General features: G+C 67.7%; 14 protein-coding genes and 1 tRNA gene. 7 read left to right on the top strand and 8 right to left on the bottom strand.

The genetic code is table 11. From position 1 onward, the window contains the following. Window positions 1-18 precede the first annotated feature (18 nt). Complete coding sequence (locus GNZ18_RS10000; RefSeq protein WP_214617489.1) at window positions 19-381, bottom strand: response regulator transcription factor; 363 nt, start codon at window positions 379-381, stop codon at window positions 19-21. A 129-nt stretch (window positions 382-510) separates the two neighbouring features. On the opposite strand from GNZ18_RS10000, the gene GNZ18_RS09995 reads away from it, so the two are divergent. The 3 genes from GNZ18_RS09995 (at window position 511) to GNZ18_RS09985 (ending at window position 1571) form a co-directional block, all read left to right on the top strand. Continuing rightward, window positions 511-582: transfer RNA gene (locus GNZ18_RS09995), tRNA-Arg, on the top strand. A gap of 360 nt (window positions 583-942) precedes the next feature. Next, on the top strand, window positions 943-1146 hold the full coding sequence (locus tag GNZ18_RS09990) for a hypothetical protein (RefSeq protein WP_156215960.1): 204 nt from the start codon (window positions 943-945) through the stop codon (window positions 1144-1146). 236 nt (window positions 1147-1382) lie between these two features. Beyond that, window positions 1383-1571 (top strand): hypothetical protein, encoded by a 189-nt coding sequence (locus GNZ18_RS09985; protein ID WP_156215959.1) that lies wholly within the window; start codon window positions 1383-1385, stop codon window positions 1569-1571. 432 nt (window positions 1572-2003) lie between these two features. On the opposite strand, the gene GNZ18_RS09980 is transcribed toward GNZ18_RS09985, so the two are convergent. Together GNZ18_RS09980 and GNZ18_RS09975 are read right to left on the bottom strand one after the other, a co-directional pair. Continuing rightward, entirely contained in the window at window positions 2004-3206 is a 1203-nt protein-coding gene (locus GNZ18_RS09980; protein ID WP_156215958.1) for a tetratricopeptide repeat protein, read from the bottom strand. 2 nt (window positions 3207-3208) lie between these two features. Further along, window positions 3209-7459 (bottom strand): CHAT domain-containing protein, encoded by a 4251-nt coding sequence (locus tag GNZ18_RS09975; RefSeq protein ID WP_156215957.1) that lies wholly within the window; start codon window positions 7457-7459, stop codon window positions 3209-3211. A gap of 733 nt (window positions 7460-8192) precedes the next feature. On the opposite strand from GNZ18_RS09975, the gene GNZ18_RS09970 reads away from it, so the two are divergent. After that, on the top strand, window positions 8193-9008 hold the full coding sequence (locus GNZ18_RS09970) for a macro domain-containing protein (protein ID WP_156215956.1): 816 nt from the start codon (window positions 8193-8195) through the stop codon (window positions 9006-9008). Here GNZ18_RS09970 and GNZ18_RS41140 read toward each other — a convergent pair. The 4 genes from GNZ18_RS41140 to GNZ18_RS09950 all read right to left on the bottom strand — a co-directional run bounded on the left by GNZ18_RS41140 (window position 8995) and on the right by GNZ18_RS09950 (window position 13834). After that, complete coding sequence (locus tag GNZ18_RS41140; RefSeq protein WP_216651226.1) at window positions 8995-10761, bottom strand: CATRA conflict system CASPASE/TPR repeat-associated protein; 1767 nt, start codon at window positions 10759-10761, stop codon at window positions 8995-8997. The two genes, GNZ18_RS09970 and GNZ18_RS41140, sit on opposite strands and share 14 nt — an antisense overlap. Beyond that, window positions 10739-11146, bottom strand: coding sequence for a CATRA system-associated protein (locus tag GNZ18_RS09960; RefSeq protein ID WP_156215955.1), 408 nt, complete (start codon window positions 11144-11146; stop codon window positions 10739-10741). Before GNZ18_RS09960 ends, GNZ18_RS41140 begins: the two co-directional genes overlap by 23 nt. Window positions 11147-12134: 988 nt before the next feature. Further along, window positions 12135-12986: a helix-turn-helix domain-containing protein gene (locus GNZ18_RS09955; protein ID WP_312874408.1), complete on the bottom strand. Its 852-nt coding sequence runs from the start codon at window positions 12984-12986 to the stop codon at window positions 12135-12137. A 23-nt stretch (window positions 12987-13009) separates the two neighbouring features. After that, window positions 13010-13834: an alpha/beta fold hydrolase gene (locus GNZ18_RS09950; RefSeq protein WP_246249560.1), complete on the bottom strand. Its 825-nt coding sequence runs from the start codon at window positions 13832-13834 to the stop codon at window positions 13010-13012. 351 nt (window positions 13835-14185) lie between these two features. Here GNZ18_RS09950 and GNZ18_RS09945 point away from each other — a divergent pair, with 351 nt between their 5' ends. Further along, window positions 14186-15178 carry a sulfotransferase family protein gene (locus tag GNZ18_RS09945; protein WP_156215954.1) on the top strand — a complete coding sequence of 331 codons (993 nt, stop codon included), beginning with the start codon at window positions 14186-14188 and terminating at the stop codon, window positions 15176-15178. A 14-nt stretch (window positions 15179-15192) separates the two neighbouring features. On the opposite strand, the gene GNZ18_RS09940 is transcribed toward GNZ18_RS09945, so the two are convergent. Next, window positions 15193-16104 carry a glycoside hydrolase family protein gene (locus GNZ18_RS09940; protein WP_156215953.1) on the bottom strand — a complete coding sequence of 304 codons (912 nt, stop codon included), beginning with the start codon at window positions 16102-16104 and terminating at the stop codon, window positions 15193-15195. Between the two features lie 829 nt (window positions 16105-16933). On the opposite strand from GNZ18_RS09940, the gene GNZ18_RS09935 reads away from it, so the two are divergent. Continuing rightward, a complete protein-coding gene (locus tag GNZ18_RS09935; RefSeq protein WP_156215952.1) occupies window positions 16934-17869 on the top strand; it encodes a hypothetical protein in 936 nt (311 codons plus the stop codon). A gap of 720 nt (window positions 17870-18589) precedes the next feature. Further along, entirely contained in the window at window positions 18590-19429 is an 840-nt protein-coding gene (locus tag GNZ18_RS09930; RefSeq protein WP_173390715.1) for a TauD/TfdA dioxygenase family protein, read from the top strand. Window positions 19430-19432 lie beyond the last annotated feature (3 nt).

The following is a 19432-nucleotide window of genomic DNA, read 5'->3' as shown; positions in this document are numbered from 1 at the left end:
CGCGAGACTATCCGACCACTATCTGGACACTGCCGCCAGCTTGCGCACCGTCTGGATCAGCTGGTTCGGATCGAAAGGCTTGGTCACATAGGCGTCCACGCCGATCTCGTGCCCCCGCCGCACATCGTGCTCCTGGGCCCGCGCCGTGATCATCACCACCCTGATGTGCGCCGTCTCCGGCCCCTCCCGCAGCCGCGTCGCGGTCACCCACCCGTCCAGCCGCGGCATCATCACGTCCAGCGTGATCACATCGGGCGCGACCCCCGCCACCTTGTCCAGGCAGTCCTGCCCGTCCACCGCGGTCGCCACCTCGAACCCCTCCAACTGCAGGTTCACGGCGATGAGCTGGCGGATCACCTCGTCATCATCGACGACCAGCACGCGTCCCAGTGGCTCGGTCACGGCCTAGAAGCTAGCCGACCAACCTCCCGAACGCACGGCGAACGCCCACGTGCGCGTCACCCGGCCAACCCTGGTAACCTTCTTCACGCGCAGCCCAAGGCAGCGCAAGCCCCCTTAGCTCAGGGGATAGAGCAACGGCCTCCGGAGCCGTGTGCGCAGGTTCGAATCCTGCAGGGGGCACAATTTCGGAACAGTCAAAACTCCGGCGTTGATAGGCATGGGGCGCGGATCATCGGCTACTCGCTTCGCTCGCCCTTCGGGTGCCTTCGGCATCGGACGACAGCCCGCTCACGTAGGCGACGGGTGCTGTCTCCACATTGAGCGTGCGCGGCTGAGGAACCCCGTGGTTCCCCCAGACCCCTCCTGGAGCCGGAGGGCACTCCCGCGAGAATCGGTCTCTCATTGGTTGCGCGCCGTTCGCGCGGGAGCACCCATCCGGACAGGTTCGTTCGTCTGTTACGGCCCACGTCGGGCGAGGCGAGAGATGAAGCAGAATTGCCGGAACCGGTGCCGACCGGTGCCCGGTGCCAGACTCGCCGCATGACCGACCGGTGGCCCGAGATCGACGAGCACATCGTGAGTAATCGCATCATCCAAGCTCTGGTGATCTTGCGGGAAGTGTTCGAGTACAGCATCCCCCAGGCGATCGATGCCTTCTCCGCCCGGTACAGGCTTCTTCGCGAGACCCGACCGGATGACTTCACCGTAAGCAACGAGGAGTACGGCAGAAACTTCTACAGCTGACGACCAAGATCCGTAACGTACGCGGAACGGTGGGATGTGTCGGCCGTGCCTCTCGCGGAGCAACTCGACGGTGAGGCGTTGCGGCGGGGAGCACGGGATCAGGCAGTCCTACCGGCCGCCGGGGCAGTCGCTTTTCAGCGGGATCGTGGGGTGGCTGATCGGCAGCATGAAGGAGGAAGCAGACCCCGGCCGAGCGGTGGGAGCAGGCCGTCGCCGAGGGGGCCCATCCGGGGACGGTGGCGAAGGAGACGACGTTCCTTATCGATTTCCTGCGGGCGGAGTGGCGGGTGCTGGGCAGGCAGGGCTTCCCACTCGGCCAGGTCCAGTACTTCTATGCCGGCATCGCGCTGCTGGCGATCGCCCATCTGCTGGTCGCCCGGGTGCTGCCGCACGGCCCCCTCGTCGGATCCGGTCCGCTGGACTGACCGGGGCCCGCAAGGCGCACTGCGCATCGAGAGTCCCCGTCCTTCCGGACGGCGCTCGACGAGGAGGCCGCCGAGCAGCGGTCGGCGGCACTGCAGCAGCTCATTGCCCACTTCGCCGTCACATTCGCTCTGATGGCGGTCGTCGTGCTCTCGCCGGGGTGGTAGCTGGAGGCTGCATCTGCTACTCCCGTCATCGCTGCAGCGCACTGCGTGTCCGCCGATGACCTGCCTCACGGGGTGGTCCCGCACCATACAGGCGACGAGATCAAGGACCTCACCAAGATCTTCAACGCCATGCCCGCCCGCCCCCGCGCGGCCGGCCACCGCCGAGATGAAGATCGTTCAAGCGGCGCCGCAGACTGTTGGCCTCGTACCATTTCCACAGTTGAAGAACGGAAGCCGGATGTTGGTCGGTGTCCCGACATAATGAGGTCACTCTGCGAGGTTGCGCATAATGATCGACCAGGCGGGATCCTTCTGGTTCGAACCGGCTGCCGCTTCTTCGAGCACGGCTTTGGCCTCGGTGAGATCCCCTTCATCAGGGGCCTCCGCACTCGCGTACCTTTGGCGCAGGGCCACCGCGAGGTTGGAGCGATAGCTCGCCTGCAACGGATGTGGGGCTGTCGCAGCGGCCCGCAAGAGCCTGATCGCCTCGTCAATGACATCGGGCTCGGACTTGGCCTCGTGCCGCGTCAGCAGCACGAGGCCAAGGTTGTTCAGGTGGGTGGCCCTGTTGGGGTGATCGTCTGAGATCGAGGCAACGGCCTGCCGTAGCGTCCTCTCGGCCTCGGCCAGATCACTGAGCCTGCCCGTGTGCTCATACCACAGCCGCAGGGTCGCGCCGAGCTGGCCGAGGAAATTCGGACGCTGCGCGCTGTCGAGGGGGCAGGCGGCCAGGGCATCCCTGCCGATGGTCATGGCGCGGTGAATGTCGGGATGCCCGCGGCACCGCTCGTAACGGGTCCGCGATGCAAGGGCGGCGTTCCCCAGCGCAATCGCCGTTTCTTCGCTGTTTTTCGGCAATCGCGCCGCGGCGAGCAGGCTGCACTCGATCGACTCATCGAGGTCGCGGAGATCGCCCTGCTGGAGAAAGCGGCCATAAACCGCACCACCGAGCAACTGCATCACGCGCGGCCAGCGCGAACCGCGTGACTCGACAGTCCGGGCTATCTCGCGTAGCCAAGAGATGCCGATGTTTACCAGTACCGGCCGGCGATAAAGGCGGCCCTGGCCGCACCAAAGCACGGCGAGCCGTTCGGCCGTTTCGAGACCTTCGTCTGCTAGGTCGTCGATGGCTTTCCTCATACGAGGCGGTACGTCTCCGGGTGACCGCCCCTGAACGATCGCGTAGAGCGTGGTAGAGTCGAGCATTTCTTGTAGGGCGAGGGCTTTACGGGAATTTCTCTGGGAATGGACGTCGGCGCGGCATTCGTAAAACTCGGCGAGCAGATAGACCGCGTCCAGCAGCTCGCCAGTAGGCTGAAGGCGTTCCGTCGCCGTCATTCCAGCGGGAAATTCCGAGGCCACCTCGGTGAGGAGCGCGACCAGGTCCGCATCCGCCGCTGGGCCGAGCAATGCCCCGTCGTCTTCGTCCCGGAATCGATCGAGCCGGTGCCGAATCCCAGAAAGGTCCACGTTCAGCAGCCCACATGAACGAAGCCGGCCCAGACCTCCGGGTGGGACGGACGCATGGTCCGGCGCAGCAGCACCGCCTTCCGGAGTGCGTCGGCGCCGCTGCCACCGCGTGAGATCTCGCCATAGACCGCCTCGGCGACCTTGGCGGCGGCGAAGTCGTTGACCTGCCACAGCGCGCCGATCGATTGACGGTATCCGGCCATGAGCAGGGCGGCGACCATGGTGAGCGCCTCGTCCGCGAGATCGGTACCGCCGCGCGCGGTGTGGCAGGCGGACAGGTAGGCGAACTCCGCGTCCTCAAGCCGGAGCCTGGAGATCTCCCGAACGGTCAAGCCGCCGTCATGGAGGATCAGCCGCCCTTCGCCGGGGCGTGCGAGGGTCTGGATCCCGTGGCAGGCGAAATGGACCCAGGCATGGTCGGGCAAGGATTCCCGGACGGCCGTGACGGTGGCGTCCTCGGCCGCCAGGACACGGCTGTCCGGTCGCCACCGTCGCAGGATCTCGCTTTCGCGGCGGGCCGCGACGAGAGCATCGGCGCCCGGGGTGTCGGGAAGGGAGACGATGAGCGGTGGACGGCGCGGCCCCGAAGGGGGACGCGGGCGGCGGCAGTGGATGAGCGAACGCAGCGTCGGGGTGTACGAGGGGACGGTCAGGTCGAGCGCACCGACCCCTGAGCCGTCCTCCGCGTACGGCCCGGCCGCGTGCAGGGGGAGCATGGTGAGCAGACCGGTGGGGCACCACCACATCCGGGCCGGAGCGGTGACGTCCGCATCGAGCTCGGCGAGGACCGGTTCCGCGATCGCCTTCCAGAGCCAGCGCAGAGTGCCGATGATCACACGTTCGGTGCTGTTCCGCAGGCGATGGCCGACCTCACTCCGATCGATGCTGATCGCTTCCAGGAAGCGGCTGGTGCGGTGGCCCACGGCGTCCTTGCTCAGCGCGGGAAGAGGAACCGGGTGTACGAGGGAGCCCGCGATGATGAGGGCATCACAGCGGAGATCACTGACGTTGACTATGACCACTGGGCCCTCGGCCGCCGCGGGGACGAGTTCCGCGAAGGTGGAGGGGCGCCCGAACGGCTCCGGGTCCGGCAATCCCAATCCGCGGATCGCTCGCAGCAACTCGGTGTGCCGGTTCGCCAGTACGGTGCGGGCGTCCGCGTCGTGGCGGTGTTCCGGCCGCTCCAGATCGGAGAGGACGTCAGCGTAGGCGGCGGCGAGTTCCGGATCGAGTTCCCGGACGGAGCGGAGCGGCGACCAGAGGTCCAGGAGCTGCGTCAGCAGAACGCCGCGTCCCTGTTCGAGGAGTTCGACGGCGCGATACGGATCCCCGCGCTCCAGTTCGCAGGCCGCGGCGTCGCTCGCCAGACCACTGAACTGGGACAGCAGCCGCTCGCGGTCCGGGGGTTCGAGGCCACGCCAGGCCACCTCGTCAAGCAGCGCGATCGCGTGGCGGAAAGAGTCCGAGGCGGTATCGAAGGTGCCGGTACCGGTGGCGAGCGCTCCTGCTTGTCGCCCGGCGTGGAGGCGTACGACGGTGGAGGGCGCGGAGGAGAGGCACACCGTACGGTAGTGGTCGATCGCCTCAACGAGGTCACCTGGTCGTCGCCGTGCTCGTAGCGCCTCCGCCAGCGCGTTCATCGCCATCGACCGTGGCGCCCCTTCGCCCCCTTCCATGACGACCTGGCGCAGCAGGTCGATAGCCTCGTCCAACGCGTCCGGAGCGGAGCCCCGGGTCGCGTAGTCGATGAGTGCGGCGGCCCTGTTCAACGCGAGCCCACGCCAGGTCACCCTGTCGGTCTCCGCCGCCTCACATGCTCGGCGATGCACACCGAGTGCCTCGGTCAACGCGGGCATCCCGCCGCCCGACTCCGACCAGCTGCACAAAGCGCTACCGAGCGTCGAGAGGACCGTCGCGGGCGCTGGGTCGCTCAGCGCGACGGCATGCTCCAGAATCCGGACGGCCTCCTCCGCAAGCTCCGCATCACCGTCGAGCACGGCTGCCCGCTCGGCGACACCGCCGAGGTTGTGCAGGAGGCCGACCATGTCCTTGTGCCCATCCGGGAGCAGACGCGCTCCTTCCCGAAGTTGTTTCAAAGCCTCCCGCAAGGACTCGTCATCGCCGGTCCTCTCGTACCGCCGACACAATGCGTTGCCTAGGTTGGAGATCACTTCTGGGGCACTGGGAGCACCCTTGTGCGCCTGTCGGAATGCCCGAACGGCCTCGTCCAACGCGCTCGTCTCCCCGGTCTGCTCGAACCTTTCCAGAAGCGCGCTTCCAAGGTTGTCGGCGCACCAGGAGATCATCACGGGTTCGGTCAGCTCATTCAGTGCCGCACGCAGGAGCTCAACCGCGGTGTTGATATGGGTGAGGTCGCCGCTTCGTGTGCCTCGGTGCCCCCAAAGGCTGCCCAGCTGGACACGGCTTGCGGGATCACGATGCCCATCGAGTATTTCCGTCGCGTTCTCGAAATCGGCCGAGCGCCCTTCGGCGGCGTAGCGGCGGATCAGCGCCGCCACGAAGAACCGACGCAAGCTATCGCGTCGCTCATTGTCGGTCTCGACTGCACGGGCGCGGTTCAGGAGGCGGATGGCTTCGGTGAGGGCTTCGGGCCGCCCGGTGTGGTCGTGAAACCGGCAGAGATCGTCGGCGAGCGCCGCAAGGGCGACAGGGTCGTCCTCACGCTCCCGGACCACCTCCTGCCATACTGTGATGGCCTGTTCCAGTGAACGGAGCTCCGGTCTAAGCTCGTATCGCCGACGCAGCCAACGTGCCTGCGACATTCTCGCCGTGTCCTTGAAGCCCTGGCCTTCTGCCTTGAGCTCGATCCCGGAGTGCAGGGCCGCGCTGATCGCGTCCCCCAAGACGTCGATGGCCTGGTCGAGCAGGCCGATGTCGCCCGTTCGCTCGGCCTTGGCCGCCAGAGCGGCGGCGAGCGCGGCACGCGGTGCCGGCGACTCACCAGTACGCGACGGATCGGTAGCCCCTGAGTCACGGAGCAAGGAGATGGCTTCATCTAGGTCCCCTTCGTTGTTTTCCACAACGAACCGCCAGCACAGATACTGGCCGAGCAGGACCGTACGGTGCGGCGCCCACTCACCGGGTTCTTCCGACCGGATCTCCCGCAGCAGTCCGATCGCCTCGTCGAGCACGTCCGCGTCCTGATGGGCGACATAGATGTGGCCGAGCATCTCGGCCAACTTCACGAGCACATCACGCCGCACACGGTCCGCGACGCCCAGCCGCGCCATGGCCGTGCGGAGCAGCGCGATCGCACGCTCAACATCGGTGTCGTCCCTGGTCTGCTGGGCCAACCCGGTCGCCTCGAATGCGAGCCCGGCGAGTTGCATGGCGGAATCAGGTTCGTTCATGGCAAGGCGGGCATGAATCTCGATCGCCTCACGCGTCGCCGAAACATCCCCCGTCTCGCCGAGCTTTCGCAGTGCCTCGGCGAGCCCGATCGACCAACTCATCTGACCCGGTGCCGCCGCGGCGGCCCGGCGAGCCGCGATCGCGGCGTGGTAGTCGGCCTTCCGCCCGCCTCGTTCCGCCCGCTCCAGCAGCGCACCTCCAAGGTTCGACAGGCGCAGTGAGCGGTCATCGCTGCCGGGAGGCGCAACCGCGGCCGCGCGCCCGAACGCCTCGATCGCCCGATCGAGATCTCCGTCGCCGTCACGTCGGAGATAGGCCAGCCCCAGGTTGTTGAGTGCTATCGCCCCGTTGGCGTCCTCAGCCTCCTCCGCCACATCCCGCAGAACCTCGATCGCTTCGTCGAGCAATTCGAGATCGCCGACGGCCTCGCCCAGGTCCGCCAGCGCAGATCCGAACCACGTCCGATGGCCCGTGTGATCACCGTGGCCGAACCCCGTGAGAACGCCTCGCCACAGTTCCACCGCGCCGACGAGTGCATCCAGAGCCCCAGACTGCTGCCATTGCCCGTGCAGTACCACGATCAGTTGGTCGCGAAGTTCTAGAGCGTCGAGGTCCGGCTCGGGAAGATGGGCGACCTCAAGCAGCTTTCTCAGAAGAGACGGTAGCGCCTCCCACACCTGCCACTGGACATGGACGGCCATACCGAGGGCAATGGCGAGTTCCTCGGACGCCGCCGATCCGGGCTCGGTTTCAAGCACGCTCAAGGCTTGGGCTCGGTAGTAATGAATCCACATCGCGACATGAGCAGCATGATCATCGACCCGGACCCGCTCGCCCTGCCGGCCGAGAACGGCGATCTTACGTAACAACGAGATCTCCAACACCGCAGCTTCGTTGAATAGCTCGGAGAGATCTTCGTAGCGTCTGACGCGCTGAAGTCGGGATTCGAGTCTACCCAGGAGATCCTCCCGTGCTCCCACCGCGAAAACCCCCGTTCCCCCATGGCCAGCAGCCAGAAATCGGCCTTGGCATCTGCCCCTCGATTGAAGAGTATCAACCTGACTCGGAGTCGGCGGCCCTCTTCCGGTATTTTGCACACAGCGAATAGTGGATCTAGATGCGATTCGGGCGTCCTGTATCAGCAAATCTAGTCACACCGAAAAGCCTGATCTGGTGCCTGCTATAACTGGCAGACGGATATTGATGAGGCTCGATCGGTCGGCGAACGCACCTGTGAAAAAAGGATCCTAGGTGTTCGCCACAGGCTTCATGGAAACCCTTCGCTCAAGCATCCTGTCGGTAGTGGGGCAGAAGAACCTGTAGAGGTTGACACTGGATGAAACAGTATGGGGATTCGCCTTCCCTCTCCCCTTCGGGCTCGATCACTCGCCTGGCTGATGGCGTATCGAGCCGCGCGTCCTAGAACCTGATCACAGGTCAAAATCTGGATGGACGACAGGTTTGCGTCACCAGACCAGACTCAGTGCAGCCAACCGGCACATACTGACCCCGGAAGCGGCGCGGAGTCTGGAAGGTGCGCACTCTGGTGATCGCGACATGCTGAGCCTTCGCTACACACTGCGAGCTCTGGGTGGTAGCGCACGCGGACGCCGTTTGCTCGGTGCCAACACGCTGGCTGCCTTCGGCCTGGTCTCGACGTTCATCGAGTTCTTCGGCCAGTTGATGCCCGCGCTGCTGCCCGATACAGAGATAACGGTCTCGGCCGTCCTCCTCGCGTGCCTGGGGTGGGGGGTGGCCCGTGCCGCGCCGCGGCAGCGACTGGTTCACGAGTTCCCCGCGCTCCGGACAAGGGTTTCGGTGGCCGTGGGCGATCTGTTCGAGCAGGACGCGGACATCGTGGTGGGGTTCGCCGACACCTTCGACACATCGGTCGCCGACGATCGGGTGATCAGCGCCTCCAGCGTGCAGGGCCAGCTGGTGCTGCGACGCTACGGCGGCGACTCCCGGCTGCTGGACTTGGATCTCGACAGCGCCTTGTCGCGCGCCGTCCCCGCAAGGCGGGAGACCCGCCAGAGCAAGCCGTACGGCAAGCTTCTGCGTTTCCCGCTCGGAACGGTGGCGCTGATCAGCCGGGGCCGCCAGCGCGTCTTCGCCGTGGCCTACAGCCAGATGGCCCCGGGCAACGTCGCCCGCTCCTCGGTCCAGGATCTGTGGTCGAGCCTGGACCGACTTTGGGACGCGGTCTACGAGGCGGGACAGCGCCGCCGGTTGGCGATGCCCATCGTCGGTTCCGGGCTGGCGCGCATAGACGTGCTCAGCCGGGAGAGCCTGCTGCGGATGATCCTGCTCTCGTTCGTCGCCCGCTCCCGCCAGGCGCTCATCTGCGGCGACCTGCTCATCGTGATCCACCCGGATGATCTGGCCGAGATCGACCTGCTGGAGGTGGCCGCCTTTCTCAAGGCCGTCTAGATCGGATCGCCGGACCCGGTGAGCGACCGTAGACGTCCAGATCGGCGAAGCGCGCGGGGTTCCGCCAGTCGCCTCCCTCGTCGAGGACGGCGCAACCGGCCACTTTGAGCCGTTCCACGAGCTTGCCGGCGGCGGCGGGCGATCCGTCGAGGCGGATGTAGTTGCGCCCGGCCAGATCGGCGATGGGACGCAGGTCGCCGAGATGAATGATGATCGTCCGTTCCGGATAGGCCATGAGCACCATGCCGAGTTCGATCAGGACATTGGGGCGCGCCTGCCCGGACGGCTCGGTCTCATGGCCGGGCTCCCGCTCACCGTGCAGGTCGGGGTGAAGCCGGACGATGTCGTCCGGGGTCATCAGCACCACGGCCGCCTGCGCGTCGACGGGAGCGCGCCGCACGACGTCCCCGAGGTACGGCGCCGTGCTTCCGGTGGCCGCCACCAGCCGTTCCCAGTCCAGAGGCCAGAGGTTGAGGGCGCGCAGGAAGTCGAACATGCGCTCCCGCACCGTCTCGTCGCGGCCGTGCACGACGAACACTTTGCGTCGGACGTCCACATCGGGCTCCTCGTGCTCGGACCGCACGACGACCGCCCCACCTTCAGGTGAGGCTTGCGCCCGTCCGCCCCCGGGCGAGGCTTGCCGAGAGCGGTCGTCCGGCTGCGGCAGGGGCCGCGGCTCGGCGCTCAAGACTTCACAGAGCCGCCGCGTGTGGCTTCGCGCGGCCTCCAGGATCTCCAGGTCGTCCTTGAGCTGCTCTCCCAACCAGGTCGCCAGGGCCTGGTCATCAGAGAAGAGGCGGCCGGCCCCGTCTACGCCGAGAACCTCGGTCATGTTGGCCGCGGCGATGCCGACGCCCCGCCGCATGATCTCCAGCCTCCTGATCACGTCGAGCAGCTCGGCCTCATCCGCGCGCAGCCGGGGCAACCGCTCCGCCGGCGTCGCCGAGTCGCGCGTGGACCTGTCCGCGCGCTCGTGAAGCTCGCGGACCCGCCGGCCGGCGTCGTACACCCGGAGCAGGTAGCGGGCCTTCGCGGCATGAAGGAGATAGCGCGCCAAGGGCGGTGTTCGCGTGTCGCCTCGCGACCACGCCCAGGCACTCAGTTGTGGATCTTTATGATCGGGGGCCACGACGACGATGCGGCGTTCGATCCGTTCGTCGTCCTGAGAGGACGGTTCCCAGAGGGTCAGCCGGTCGCACCGGCGGTGGGCATCGAGCCACCAGTCACTGTCGCCGGTAGCGAACGGAAGCAGTGGACGGATGACCCTGGCGAGTTCGGCTGGAGGACTTGGTTCACCGGCATCGCGGCTGAGTACTTTGGCGAGATACAGGCGTGCGACGCCCACCAAGGAATCAGGGACATCACCGGCGAGTTCGTCCCACCATTGATCGTATTCCGCCCACCCACGCGGAAAAGGAAGCTCTTCTCCCTCCGCGCCGCGGACGTTCTGTGCCCTCTCCGTCGAGGCGAACGCGCAGGAGAGATTCAGCACGTCATGCTCCCGCCGGACGATCGCCTGAACCCTCTCCCCGGGCCCCTCGAAGGCGGCGACGGCATGGCCCGTCCCGTCGAACGCAGCGGGCAGGTCGGTCGGCAGGTGCGTTCCCGGAATCGGCTCCGCGGGCCCCAGCCTGCGCTGCAGACCGCGCCATAGCGTGCGAATCCATTTTTCACACTCGACGGCGTGCGGCCCCTCCAGCGGTACGAAGAGGTGGACGACGAACTCCTGTTCAGCGATCCGCGACGCGGTCATCGGTGTCTCCAGCGTCATCCTCGCCCGCCCGTTCCGCGCCAAAGATGTCCGAAGTCCGAGCCGTCTTCCCTCCGAGCGAATGGATCAGCTGGTTCGCGCGTTCCCTGATCGGCGGGGGAGGCGGGACCACCGGGGTGTCCCCGATTCGCGTGATGCGGTTGGGCGCCATCGACTCCAGGTCGGCGGACGCACCCCAGAACGCCTCCTCATCACCGGCGGCGCACGCCTCCTGCATGCGGATCGTGACAGCCTCGATCCGCTCCCAGCGTTCGAGGGGGAGCTCCCACCCCTGCAGGTCGGCGAGAACGGTTAGAGCGTCCTTAATGATCTCCGCCGTGCGGGGCGCCGAGTTGGAGAGATCGAATGCGGCTTCAGGCAAACGCATGCGACCAATCCTAGCAATGAGCCGTGGGCCGGTCCGTGAAATCTCGCACACCGGGACCTCGTCCAAAGAAACGGAAGCCTGGATCGTGCCAGTTCGGTAGTTCGCTTGACCAGGAAGCATGACAAGAACGATTCGACATATATACGGAGAAAAACCGATTCAGCGTCGCCGACAAAAGATCTCTGCGAGCGTCGCTCATATGACGAGCATCCATGTAGTTTCTCGAAAAAACCGCCAGACTCCTTGCGACATACGCCCAGCATGTATCGTGACTCCGAAACGAAATTGCGTCGCCGACGTAATCACAGACCCCGTTCCGTCACCGGCACGGGATCAGGCGGTATGAGAACTGGAAGTCCACAGGCGATATCGATGACCCCTGGGACGCCATTCAGGACCTGCCCGCCGCGGTGTGGGGGCGGGCCACGCCGGCGGACCGAATCAGGACCGGCCGGTCGCACTCGCCCCGATACCGAACGGCCTCGGTGTCGTGTCGTTCGACGCGTACCAGGCCACACTGGACGCGGTCCAGCACGCACCCGCCGTGACTGCGCTCGACGATGCCGTCGAATACCGGCGGAGGCGCTCCCGACGACTGTCCGGCCCGCGCCAATGTGCTCGTCAACCTTATCCCCGCCGTCGAGGCCCGACTCGCCTTGCCCCTGGGCGACGTGCTGTTCTTTCGAAACCGCAGAATGTGGACGTTGAGACTTTTGTTGTCGTCAGGATGTTCCTCGCCCCAGACCAATCGGTAGCTGTGCACGGCTGAGGACCTTGCCAGCGTTCTCCATCAGGAAGCTAACTAGCTAACGGGGCGGGTGCCGACGAGGACTTTGTAGCCGTGCAGGTCGACTCCAGTGGCTTGCACCTACAACGCGACAGCGGCAGGACGGGTTTGAAGGGGATGGCGGCGGGGCGTCTGGAGGGCCTGGGCGAGGTCATCGTTGGGGGTCGTCCTGCTCTGCGAGGCGCCTGGTGACAGGGCGGTTCACGCGGGTGGTCGTGCCGATGATGCGGGCCATGCGATGTCGTCGATCGCGAGCCATGGCGCGGCGGCTACGGCGCTGGGCGTGAGACCCGTGAACGTCCTGGCCTCGCGGTTGAGGTGGGACTGGTCGGCGTAGCCGCTCTCGGTCGCGGCGCTCGCGGGCGTGTGGCCCGCCGCGAGGAGGTGGGCGGCGTGGTCGAACCGCACCAGCCGGGCGGCGCGTTTGGGGGTGATGCCGAGCTGGGACCGGAAGCGGGACCAGAGGCGCTTGCGGCTCCAGCCGACCTCGCCTGCCAGGTCCTCGACGCGCACGCGTCCCCGGCTGGTGGACGTCCGCCGCCAGGTGTGGGCGACTTCCGGATCGACCGGTGAGCGGGCGTCCAGCCGTTGTCCGAGGAGCTCCGCCGCGATCGCGAACCGTTCGTCCCAGGACGTCGCGGCGCGCAGCCCGTCCTCGGCTCGGCGGGCGTCGCGGCCCCAGAGGTCTTCGAGGGGCGCCATCGTCCCACCGAGCTCGGTCGACGCGCCGAAGACCGCGGCCGCGGCGACGGGCTCCAGCCTGAGCTGGAGGTATTCGCCCTCCCCGCGCCCGGCCACCCGGAACTCGCCGGGGAGGAGCCCGACGACGATGCTGCCGCGCTCGCTCCGGCCGCGGGCGTGGTAAGCGAGGCCGCCGCCCTCGCCCAGGTCGACGAGCACGGTGACGCAGGGGTGCGGGACCATGGCGATGTCCACGGGCTCCGGGGCGCGGGCACCGAACCCGGCCATGGTCACCCCCGGCAGCCGGCCCGCCGGGCGCGGGACCGCGATGTCCACCCGCGCCCAGTCGGGGGTCGCCCCGTTCGGTGTCACGGGACCAGCCTATGCCGCCAGGATCACAGGGACGGGGTGTCCCGGCCCGCCGCCGCGAAGGCCAGCAGCAGTTCGCCGGTCTCCTCCGGCACTTCGATGATGGGCAGGTGCCCGACGTCGGGCAGCGACTCGACCCGAACGTTCGGGACCGCCTCGTACCGCCGCGCCGACTCCGGATCCCAGCGGGGGTCGGCCGCGCCGACGATCGCCAGCACCGGGACCTCCAGGTCGGCGAGGCGCTCGGGGACGCTCCGCTCGTTGATGTAGGCGGTGTTCTCGCGCATCACCATCCGGAACGCGCGGTAGGTGGTCCCCTGGACCTCGGCGACCAGGTCGTCGGGGACGTCCACGGGACGAGCGGCCGTCGCCATGATCCCTTTGCGGATCCACGCTTCCGGACGCCTCGACCAGATGAGCCGGCCGAGCGGCGGGCCCAGCAGCGCTCGCAGGATCAACGGCTGCGGCAGGAGCGCGTCGAGGCTCGGGCCGGTACTGATCAGCGCGAGCGACCTCACCAGGTCGGGACGCCGCTCGGCGAGCGCCGTGGCGACGTATCCGCCGCTGGAGTGCCCGGCCGCGAGGACGGGGCCAAGGCCGAGGTCGTCCAGCAGCGCCGCCACCCGGCCCGCCTGCCCGGGGACGTCGTACGACCGCGCGGGCGGCGATTTGCCGCAGCCTGGAAGGTCGACGCGGATGAGGTGGTGGTGGCGGGCGAGCACCGGAACCATCGGCCCCCACGAAGCGCCCGAGGCCCCCGAGCCGTGGATGAGCAGCAGCGGCGGCGCCTCCCGCGGGCCGTCGCGGACCACATGCATCCCATGCGCGTGCCCGACGTCATCTTCACTCATACCGGGACTATGCAAGGGCCACCGGTCATCGGTCTTGGACAAATGTTCCCGGAGGACGACCCGGGGCACGCCGCCCTGATCGGCGTGCGACGCCCGGGTTGCACTGCGGCGAGGCCCCGCAGACCGTGGGGCTCGCTCGCCGGCGGGCTCTGCAACTGCGCCGCCGTGGACGTCCACCTGCGGAAGAGCCGACCGGCAGGGCCCGCCTCCAGATGCGCCCGGAGCAGCTTCACCGGCTCGGGCGGGACGGGGCGCGTCGTTATCCAGGTTCAGGGAGGGCCGAGATACTAGTTTCCCACTAAATTGGTAGTTATAGTTCTATTGATGTCGAGGTGGCACTAGGAGGACGTGATGCCGCTGCCGGACTTCCTGGTGATCGGTGCTCCCAAGACCGGGACCACCGCGCTGCACGCGGCGCTGGCGGGTCACCCCGGGCTGCACCTGTCGGCGGTGAAGGAGCCCAAGTTCTTCCTGACCGGTGGCGCGCCTCCTCCGGACCGGGGCGGGCCGGGTGACGCGCAGACCTACCGGGAGCACGTCTGGCGCAGGGCGGAGTACGAGGCGCTGTTCGCGGACGCCCCGCCCGGCGCGCTGTGCGGAGAGTCGACCCCGTTCTACCTGTACGACCGCGCCGCCCAACGCCGCATCCACGACCTGATCCCCGAGGCCCGGCTGATCGCCGTCCTGCGCGACCCGGTGGAGCGGGCCCACTCCAACTGGACGCATCTGTGGTCGGCGGGGCTGGAGCCCATCGACGACGTGGTCCTCGCCTGCCGCGAGGAGGACCGGCGGATCGACGCGGGCTGGGCCGCCTTCTGGCACTACGTCCGGCTGGGCCGGTACGGCGAGCAGTTGGAGCACCTCTACGGGTTGTTCCCCCGGGAGCAGGTCCTGGTCTTCCGGTACCGCGAACTGCTGGAGCGGCCGGCGCCGACGCTGGACCGCATCTGCTCGTTCCTGGGCGTCGACCCGGGCGTCCTCACCGAGGTGCCGCGGGAGAACGTCACCGTGCATCCCGGCCGCACGACGCGCCATCGCGTCCTGTCGTGGATGCTGCGGACCGGTGTGGCGGCGGGCACGGTCCTGCCCGGCGACCTGGCCACCCGGGTCACCACGCCGCTGGAACGCGCGCTGCAGCGCAACGGCCCGGCCCGGCGGCCGCTGACCTGGGAGCAGCGCGAGGCTCTCATCCCCCTCTTCGAAGCCGACGTCAAGCTGCTGGAGAAGGTCACCGGCGAGGACTTCGGCGACTGGCTGGAGCCGAAGGCGGCCTCCGGCGGGCGGGTGGGCGCGCGGCCGGACGGGCAGCGACAAGCCCGCAACGGCCGTCCGCATTCGCGCTGAAGGCTCGGGGCCGCTCAGCGCAACTCGGTACGCAGTTCGTGTGCTCCGTCCGCGCGGGTCACCTCGTAGAACAGACGGAGGCGGCCGTCCTGGGTGGGGAGGGCCTCCAGGTAGCGCAACCCGCCGCCGTGGTGGGGCGAGGACGCCCACGGGGCGGATCCGATGGCCGAGAGCGCGGCGGGGTCGTCGCCGACGGCGAAGCCGGTGCGCTCCTCGAAGTTCTCGGCCGCGCTGGCCCGGCCGTCATAGGCCGCCACGATCCCGTCGGGGGTGAAGCGCACCGCGCTGACCCGCACGCCCCGGGCGTCCCACCCGCCGGGCCGGGGGCTGAGAGCCGTTCCGTGCCAGGTCCATTCCAGGCCGTCGGCGCTTGTGGCGTACTCGGTGGTCATCTGGTCGGCCTCGGCGGCGTCGGCCAGCGGGTGGCACGAGGCCCACAGATGCCACCGGCCGTCGTGCTGGACGATCACCGGATCCTTCACGCCCGTCTTCTCGTCCCCGGGCAGGACGACCCGCCGGTCGCTTGGGCTGAACCCGTCCGGGGTACTGGACTGGAGCACCTCGACGCGCCAGTGCTTGGTTCCCGGCGTCGCACAGCTCAGGTAGAGCCGCCATGTCCCCTCGGCGGTCCGGACGAGGGCGGGGCGCTCAAGGGACTCAGCCTCCATGGCGTCCTTGCCGATCATGACGAGCGGTTCGAAGCGCTCGCCATCGGCGGAGCGGGCGACGACCACCGCGTAGCCGCGTCCCTTCCCGATGGGCCGGCGCAGCCGGTACGCCAGGTAGATCCACCCCTCGCTCTCGACCGCGCTGGGCGCTCCGCCCCAGTACCCGTCGCCGTCACCCGGCGGTTCGACAGCGACGACCGAGCGGTCCGGGCGCGGCAGCAGAGCGGCGATCCGCCGATCAGATTCCTCCAAATCCATATCAAAATAATAGGGCATTGTGCCGATCGGAGCCCGTCGGCGACGAGGGCACCGTCGAAGTAGGCGACCGCCTCCGGTTCACGGCAACGCACTCGCACGGCGACCTTCGCCTTGGCGGTTGACCTCTGGCGGCCGACCCGACCCGTCCGTCACCGTGCTCAGGGCCGGCCCCGCTGGTGGGCGTGATCGGAGATCGCTCGGGACGGGCATCGCGCTCGGCGCGGTTGGCGGTCTGCCGGTCGCCCTCCTCAGGGTCGCGCGGCTGCGCGAACGGGCTCCGCACCCATCTCACCAGGGCGTGGACCGCCCCAGCCGCGGAGAGTCCGCTTTGCCAGGCCGCATCATCGCGTAATAGAGGCACGCGAAGAACGCAACCGTTCGAGGCGATCGCCACCGGCGCCGTGCGCACCTGCGGAAGTGTCGGTCGTCGCGCGTTTCGAACCCCGTGACGACGCAGCGGGTGAGCGTGTGCAGACGTCGGAGAGCGTAGAAGAGGGCATCGCGCGTCTCCGCCAGGGCGCGTCGCAGTCACGCCAGAGGCCCTCTCAGCGGCGTGCTGTTCCGTAGGCGTCCGGAGCGCGACAGGCGATGAAAGTCGCCCATGTCGAGGGCCTTTTCCGTACTGATCTCTGGAGCCGTGTGCGCGGGTTCGAATCCCGCAAGGGGCTCCACTGGGTGGCAGTTGTTCGGTGGTGGCCGTTCTCGGCCGCATCTTCTGGAGTGCGCTTCCCCTGGCGGCGGGGGAGATCGCATTCTGGGAGAAAGGTCAGGGTGGGCGGGGGTGTCAGCCTGACGGCGGTAAAGATCGTTCGAGGTCAGGAGTCATGGCATGACCCAACTCGCGAACAACCCGCCCGTGACACGGGCAGCGGCTCCGCAGCGGCGGATCCTGCTCATCGCGGTCGGCGCGTTGATCGGGTTCGCGCTGACCGTCATCTGGTCGGCGGAGTTCGTGGACCAGACCATCGGCGACAACGTCGCCAACACCCTGCTCGGCCACGACGCCAAGGCCACACCCATCACCGGGATGGCCGCCGGAGTCCTGTTCGCCCTGGTCTCCGGGGTGGCGGGCACCTTCACCGCCTGCAACATCGCCGCCTTCAGCGCCCTCACCCCGACCATGGCCGGAGGCGGGGCGACGAAAGGCGACCGGGTCCGTGGAACGATCCGACCACTCGGCCTGCTCGCGGCCGGAATGATCCCGGTCTCCGCGCTCTACGGCGCCCTCGTCGGAGTCGTCGGCACCGGCATGCCCCAGTTCAAGACGGCCACCGGCGACGGGATCCCGCCGCGCCTGGTCCAGGCGATGATCGTCTACGGCGTGATCGGGCTGATCATGATCGTGCTCGGCCTCGCCTCGGCCGGGGTGATCAAAGATCCGCTGGCGCCGCTGGAGGCACGCCGCCCCGGTGCGCGGCTGGTCGTCATGGGCGTCCTCATCGGAGGGTTCCTGATCGGGCGGCCCTTCCCCCTGTTCCGGCAGCTTTTCCAGGACGCCGCCGACAGCCACAACCCGCTGTACGGCGCGGCCGCGTTCACCCTGCAATCACTCGGCAACATCGCCATCATGGCGATCCTCCTCATCGCGATCGCCCTGCTCACCGGCGGCCGCGTCGGCCTGTGGCTGGCCGCCTCACCCCACCGGGCCGCCGCCATCACCACCGTCGGCTTCATCGCCGCGGGCGTCTTCCTCCTCCTCTACTGGGACGTCCGCCTCCCGTCCATCTTCGAGGACTACTGGTACCCCCTCGCCCCCTGGGTCTGATCCGTAAACGACCGTCGCGGGAGCCGCGGACACGGCTCCCGCTCCGGCGGCGAACCTGGCGCCTGGGAGTGTTCTCGTCCCGGGGCCTCACTCGGCAGTAGGGGCGCATAACCAAATCAAACTCAGCCCGAGAACCCGCCGCGGCGGGCACATTCTCTGGCGGTAGAACCCTGGCTGACCTGGCCCAGCGCCGGTCGCCGGGGTTTGTTGTATGTACGTGGTTCCTGGGCCGGGCGCCTGGGCGCTCCGCTGTCGACGCCGGGCACCATGGCAGGGCCGCGGTGGCTGCCCTGTCGGGCGGCGTCCCGCCATGGTCGGTCAGGGTGCCCGGCCAGGCAGGGGTGCAAAGGGCCCCGTATTGGGGGGGTATGCCTCTCTGGCTAGGGCGATAGGCGTTTCGGGCTCCCGACCCCGTGGCGCACGGGCCACCCTCTAATGCCGCTTGCGGCGAGCATCAAGCCTGTTCAAATGCCATTCTGCACTTCGCTTGGGCGGGCTCATCGTACTTTAAGGCGGCCCTGATCAGCGGGCGCCCACAAACGCTTTTTCTTCCATATTGCTCGATCATCTAACGACTCATTACATACTTGCGAGCCGTGATCTAGCATGACCCGCAGTGATGCTCCGAACACCAGCCGAGAAGCGCTGATTATTCTCGTTGACCCGCCATAAACCACCTGCCGAACACTTCCGTACCGATATTGAAGCAGGGGCATGATGATGTATCACATCGAGGAGATCAAGCCGCCATTCGCGGCCCGAATCCAACTTGATGTCAGGCAGCCGATCGACCAGAGGGTCGCAGCTCAACTCAAGGCGGATCTCGTCCGCCACCGCGTGCTCGTACTCCCAGGGCAGAATCTCGACCACGCCGCCCATGTCCGCTTCAGCAGGCTGTTCGGGCCGCTCGACGTCTACCCGGTAAAGCGGTATGTCGTGCCCGAGTATCCGGAGGTCCTCAAGATAAGCAACATCTTCGAGGACGGGGAGCCCATCGGGCTCTACGACGGAGACGACCAGGAGGAATGGCATACCGACTATTCCTGGAAGGAGGTCATGAGTCGGGCGTCACTGCTGTACTCGGCCATCGCCCCCGCGGAGGGCGGCGACACGATCTTCGCGGACGTGACGACCGCCTATGACGACCTGCCGGAGGAAACGAAGGACCGCATCAAGAATCTGCGTGCGGTGCATTCCATGAACCACCTCGTCGAGCAGGAGTTGCAGACCAATCCGCACAAGAAGCCGCTCACCCAGGAGGAGAAGGACCGGGCTCCGGACATGGAGCAGCCACTGGTCCGCGTCCACCCGGTCACCGGCAGGCGCTCGCTGCTGCTGGGCAGCATGATCATCAGCGGCGTCGTGGGGCTCGGCCGGAAGGAGGGTTCGGCTCTGCTGGATGCGCTGCACGCGCACGCCACCAAGGAGAAATACCTCTACCGGCACCGCTGGAGTGTCGGCGACCTCGTCATCTGGGACAACGACGCGACCATGCACACGCGCACTCCCTGCGACAGCAAACGGCACCATCGGCTGCTCTACCGCACGACGGTGATGTAGCGG

Origin of the sequence: Actinomadura litoris, from assembly GCF_009733595.1 — a bacterium.
GTDB classification, from domain to species: Bacteria; Actinomycetota; Actinomycetes; order Streptosporangiales; family Streptosporangiaceae; genus Spirillospora; species Spirillospora litoris.
The sequence above is the reverse complement of the archived record's forward strand: the minus strand, read 5'-3'. Positions and strand labels throughout refer to the sequence as shown.

Coding starts and splice junctions, on each gene's coding strand:
- GNZ18_RS09990 (WP_156215960.1), top strand. CDS start 943: ATGACCGACCGGTGGCCCGAGATCGACGAGCACATCGTGAGTAATCGC.
- GNZ18_RS41140 (WP_216651226.1), bottom strand. CDS start 10,761: ATGACCGCGTCGCGGATCGCTGAACAGGAGTTCGTCGTCCACCTCTTC.
- GNZ18_RS09960 (WP_156215955.1), bottom strand. CDS start 11,146: ATGCGTTTGCCTGAAGCCGCATTCGATCTCTCCAACTCGGCGCCCCGC.
- GNZ18_RS09950 (WP_246249560.1), bottom strand. CDS start 13,834: ATGAGTGAAGATGACGTCGGGCACGCGCATGGGATGCATGTGGTCCGC.
- GNZ18_RS09945 (WP_156215954.1), top strand. CDS start 14,186: ATGCCGCTGCCGGACTTCCTGGTGATCGGTGCTCCCAAGACCGGGACC.
- GNZ18_RS09940 (WP_156215953.1), bottom strand. CDS start 16,104: ATGGATTTGGAGGAATCTGATCGGCGGATCGCCGCTCTGCTGCCGCGC.
- GNZ18_RS09935 (WP_156215952.1), top strand. CDS start 16,934: ATGACCCAACTCGCGAACAACCCGCCCGTGACACGGGCAGCGGCTCCG.
- GNZ18_RS09930 (WP_173390715.1), top strand. CDS start 18,590: ATGTATCACATCGAGGAGATCAAGCCGCCATTCGCGGCCCGAATCCAA.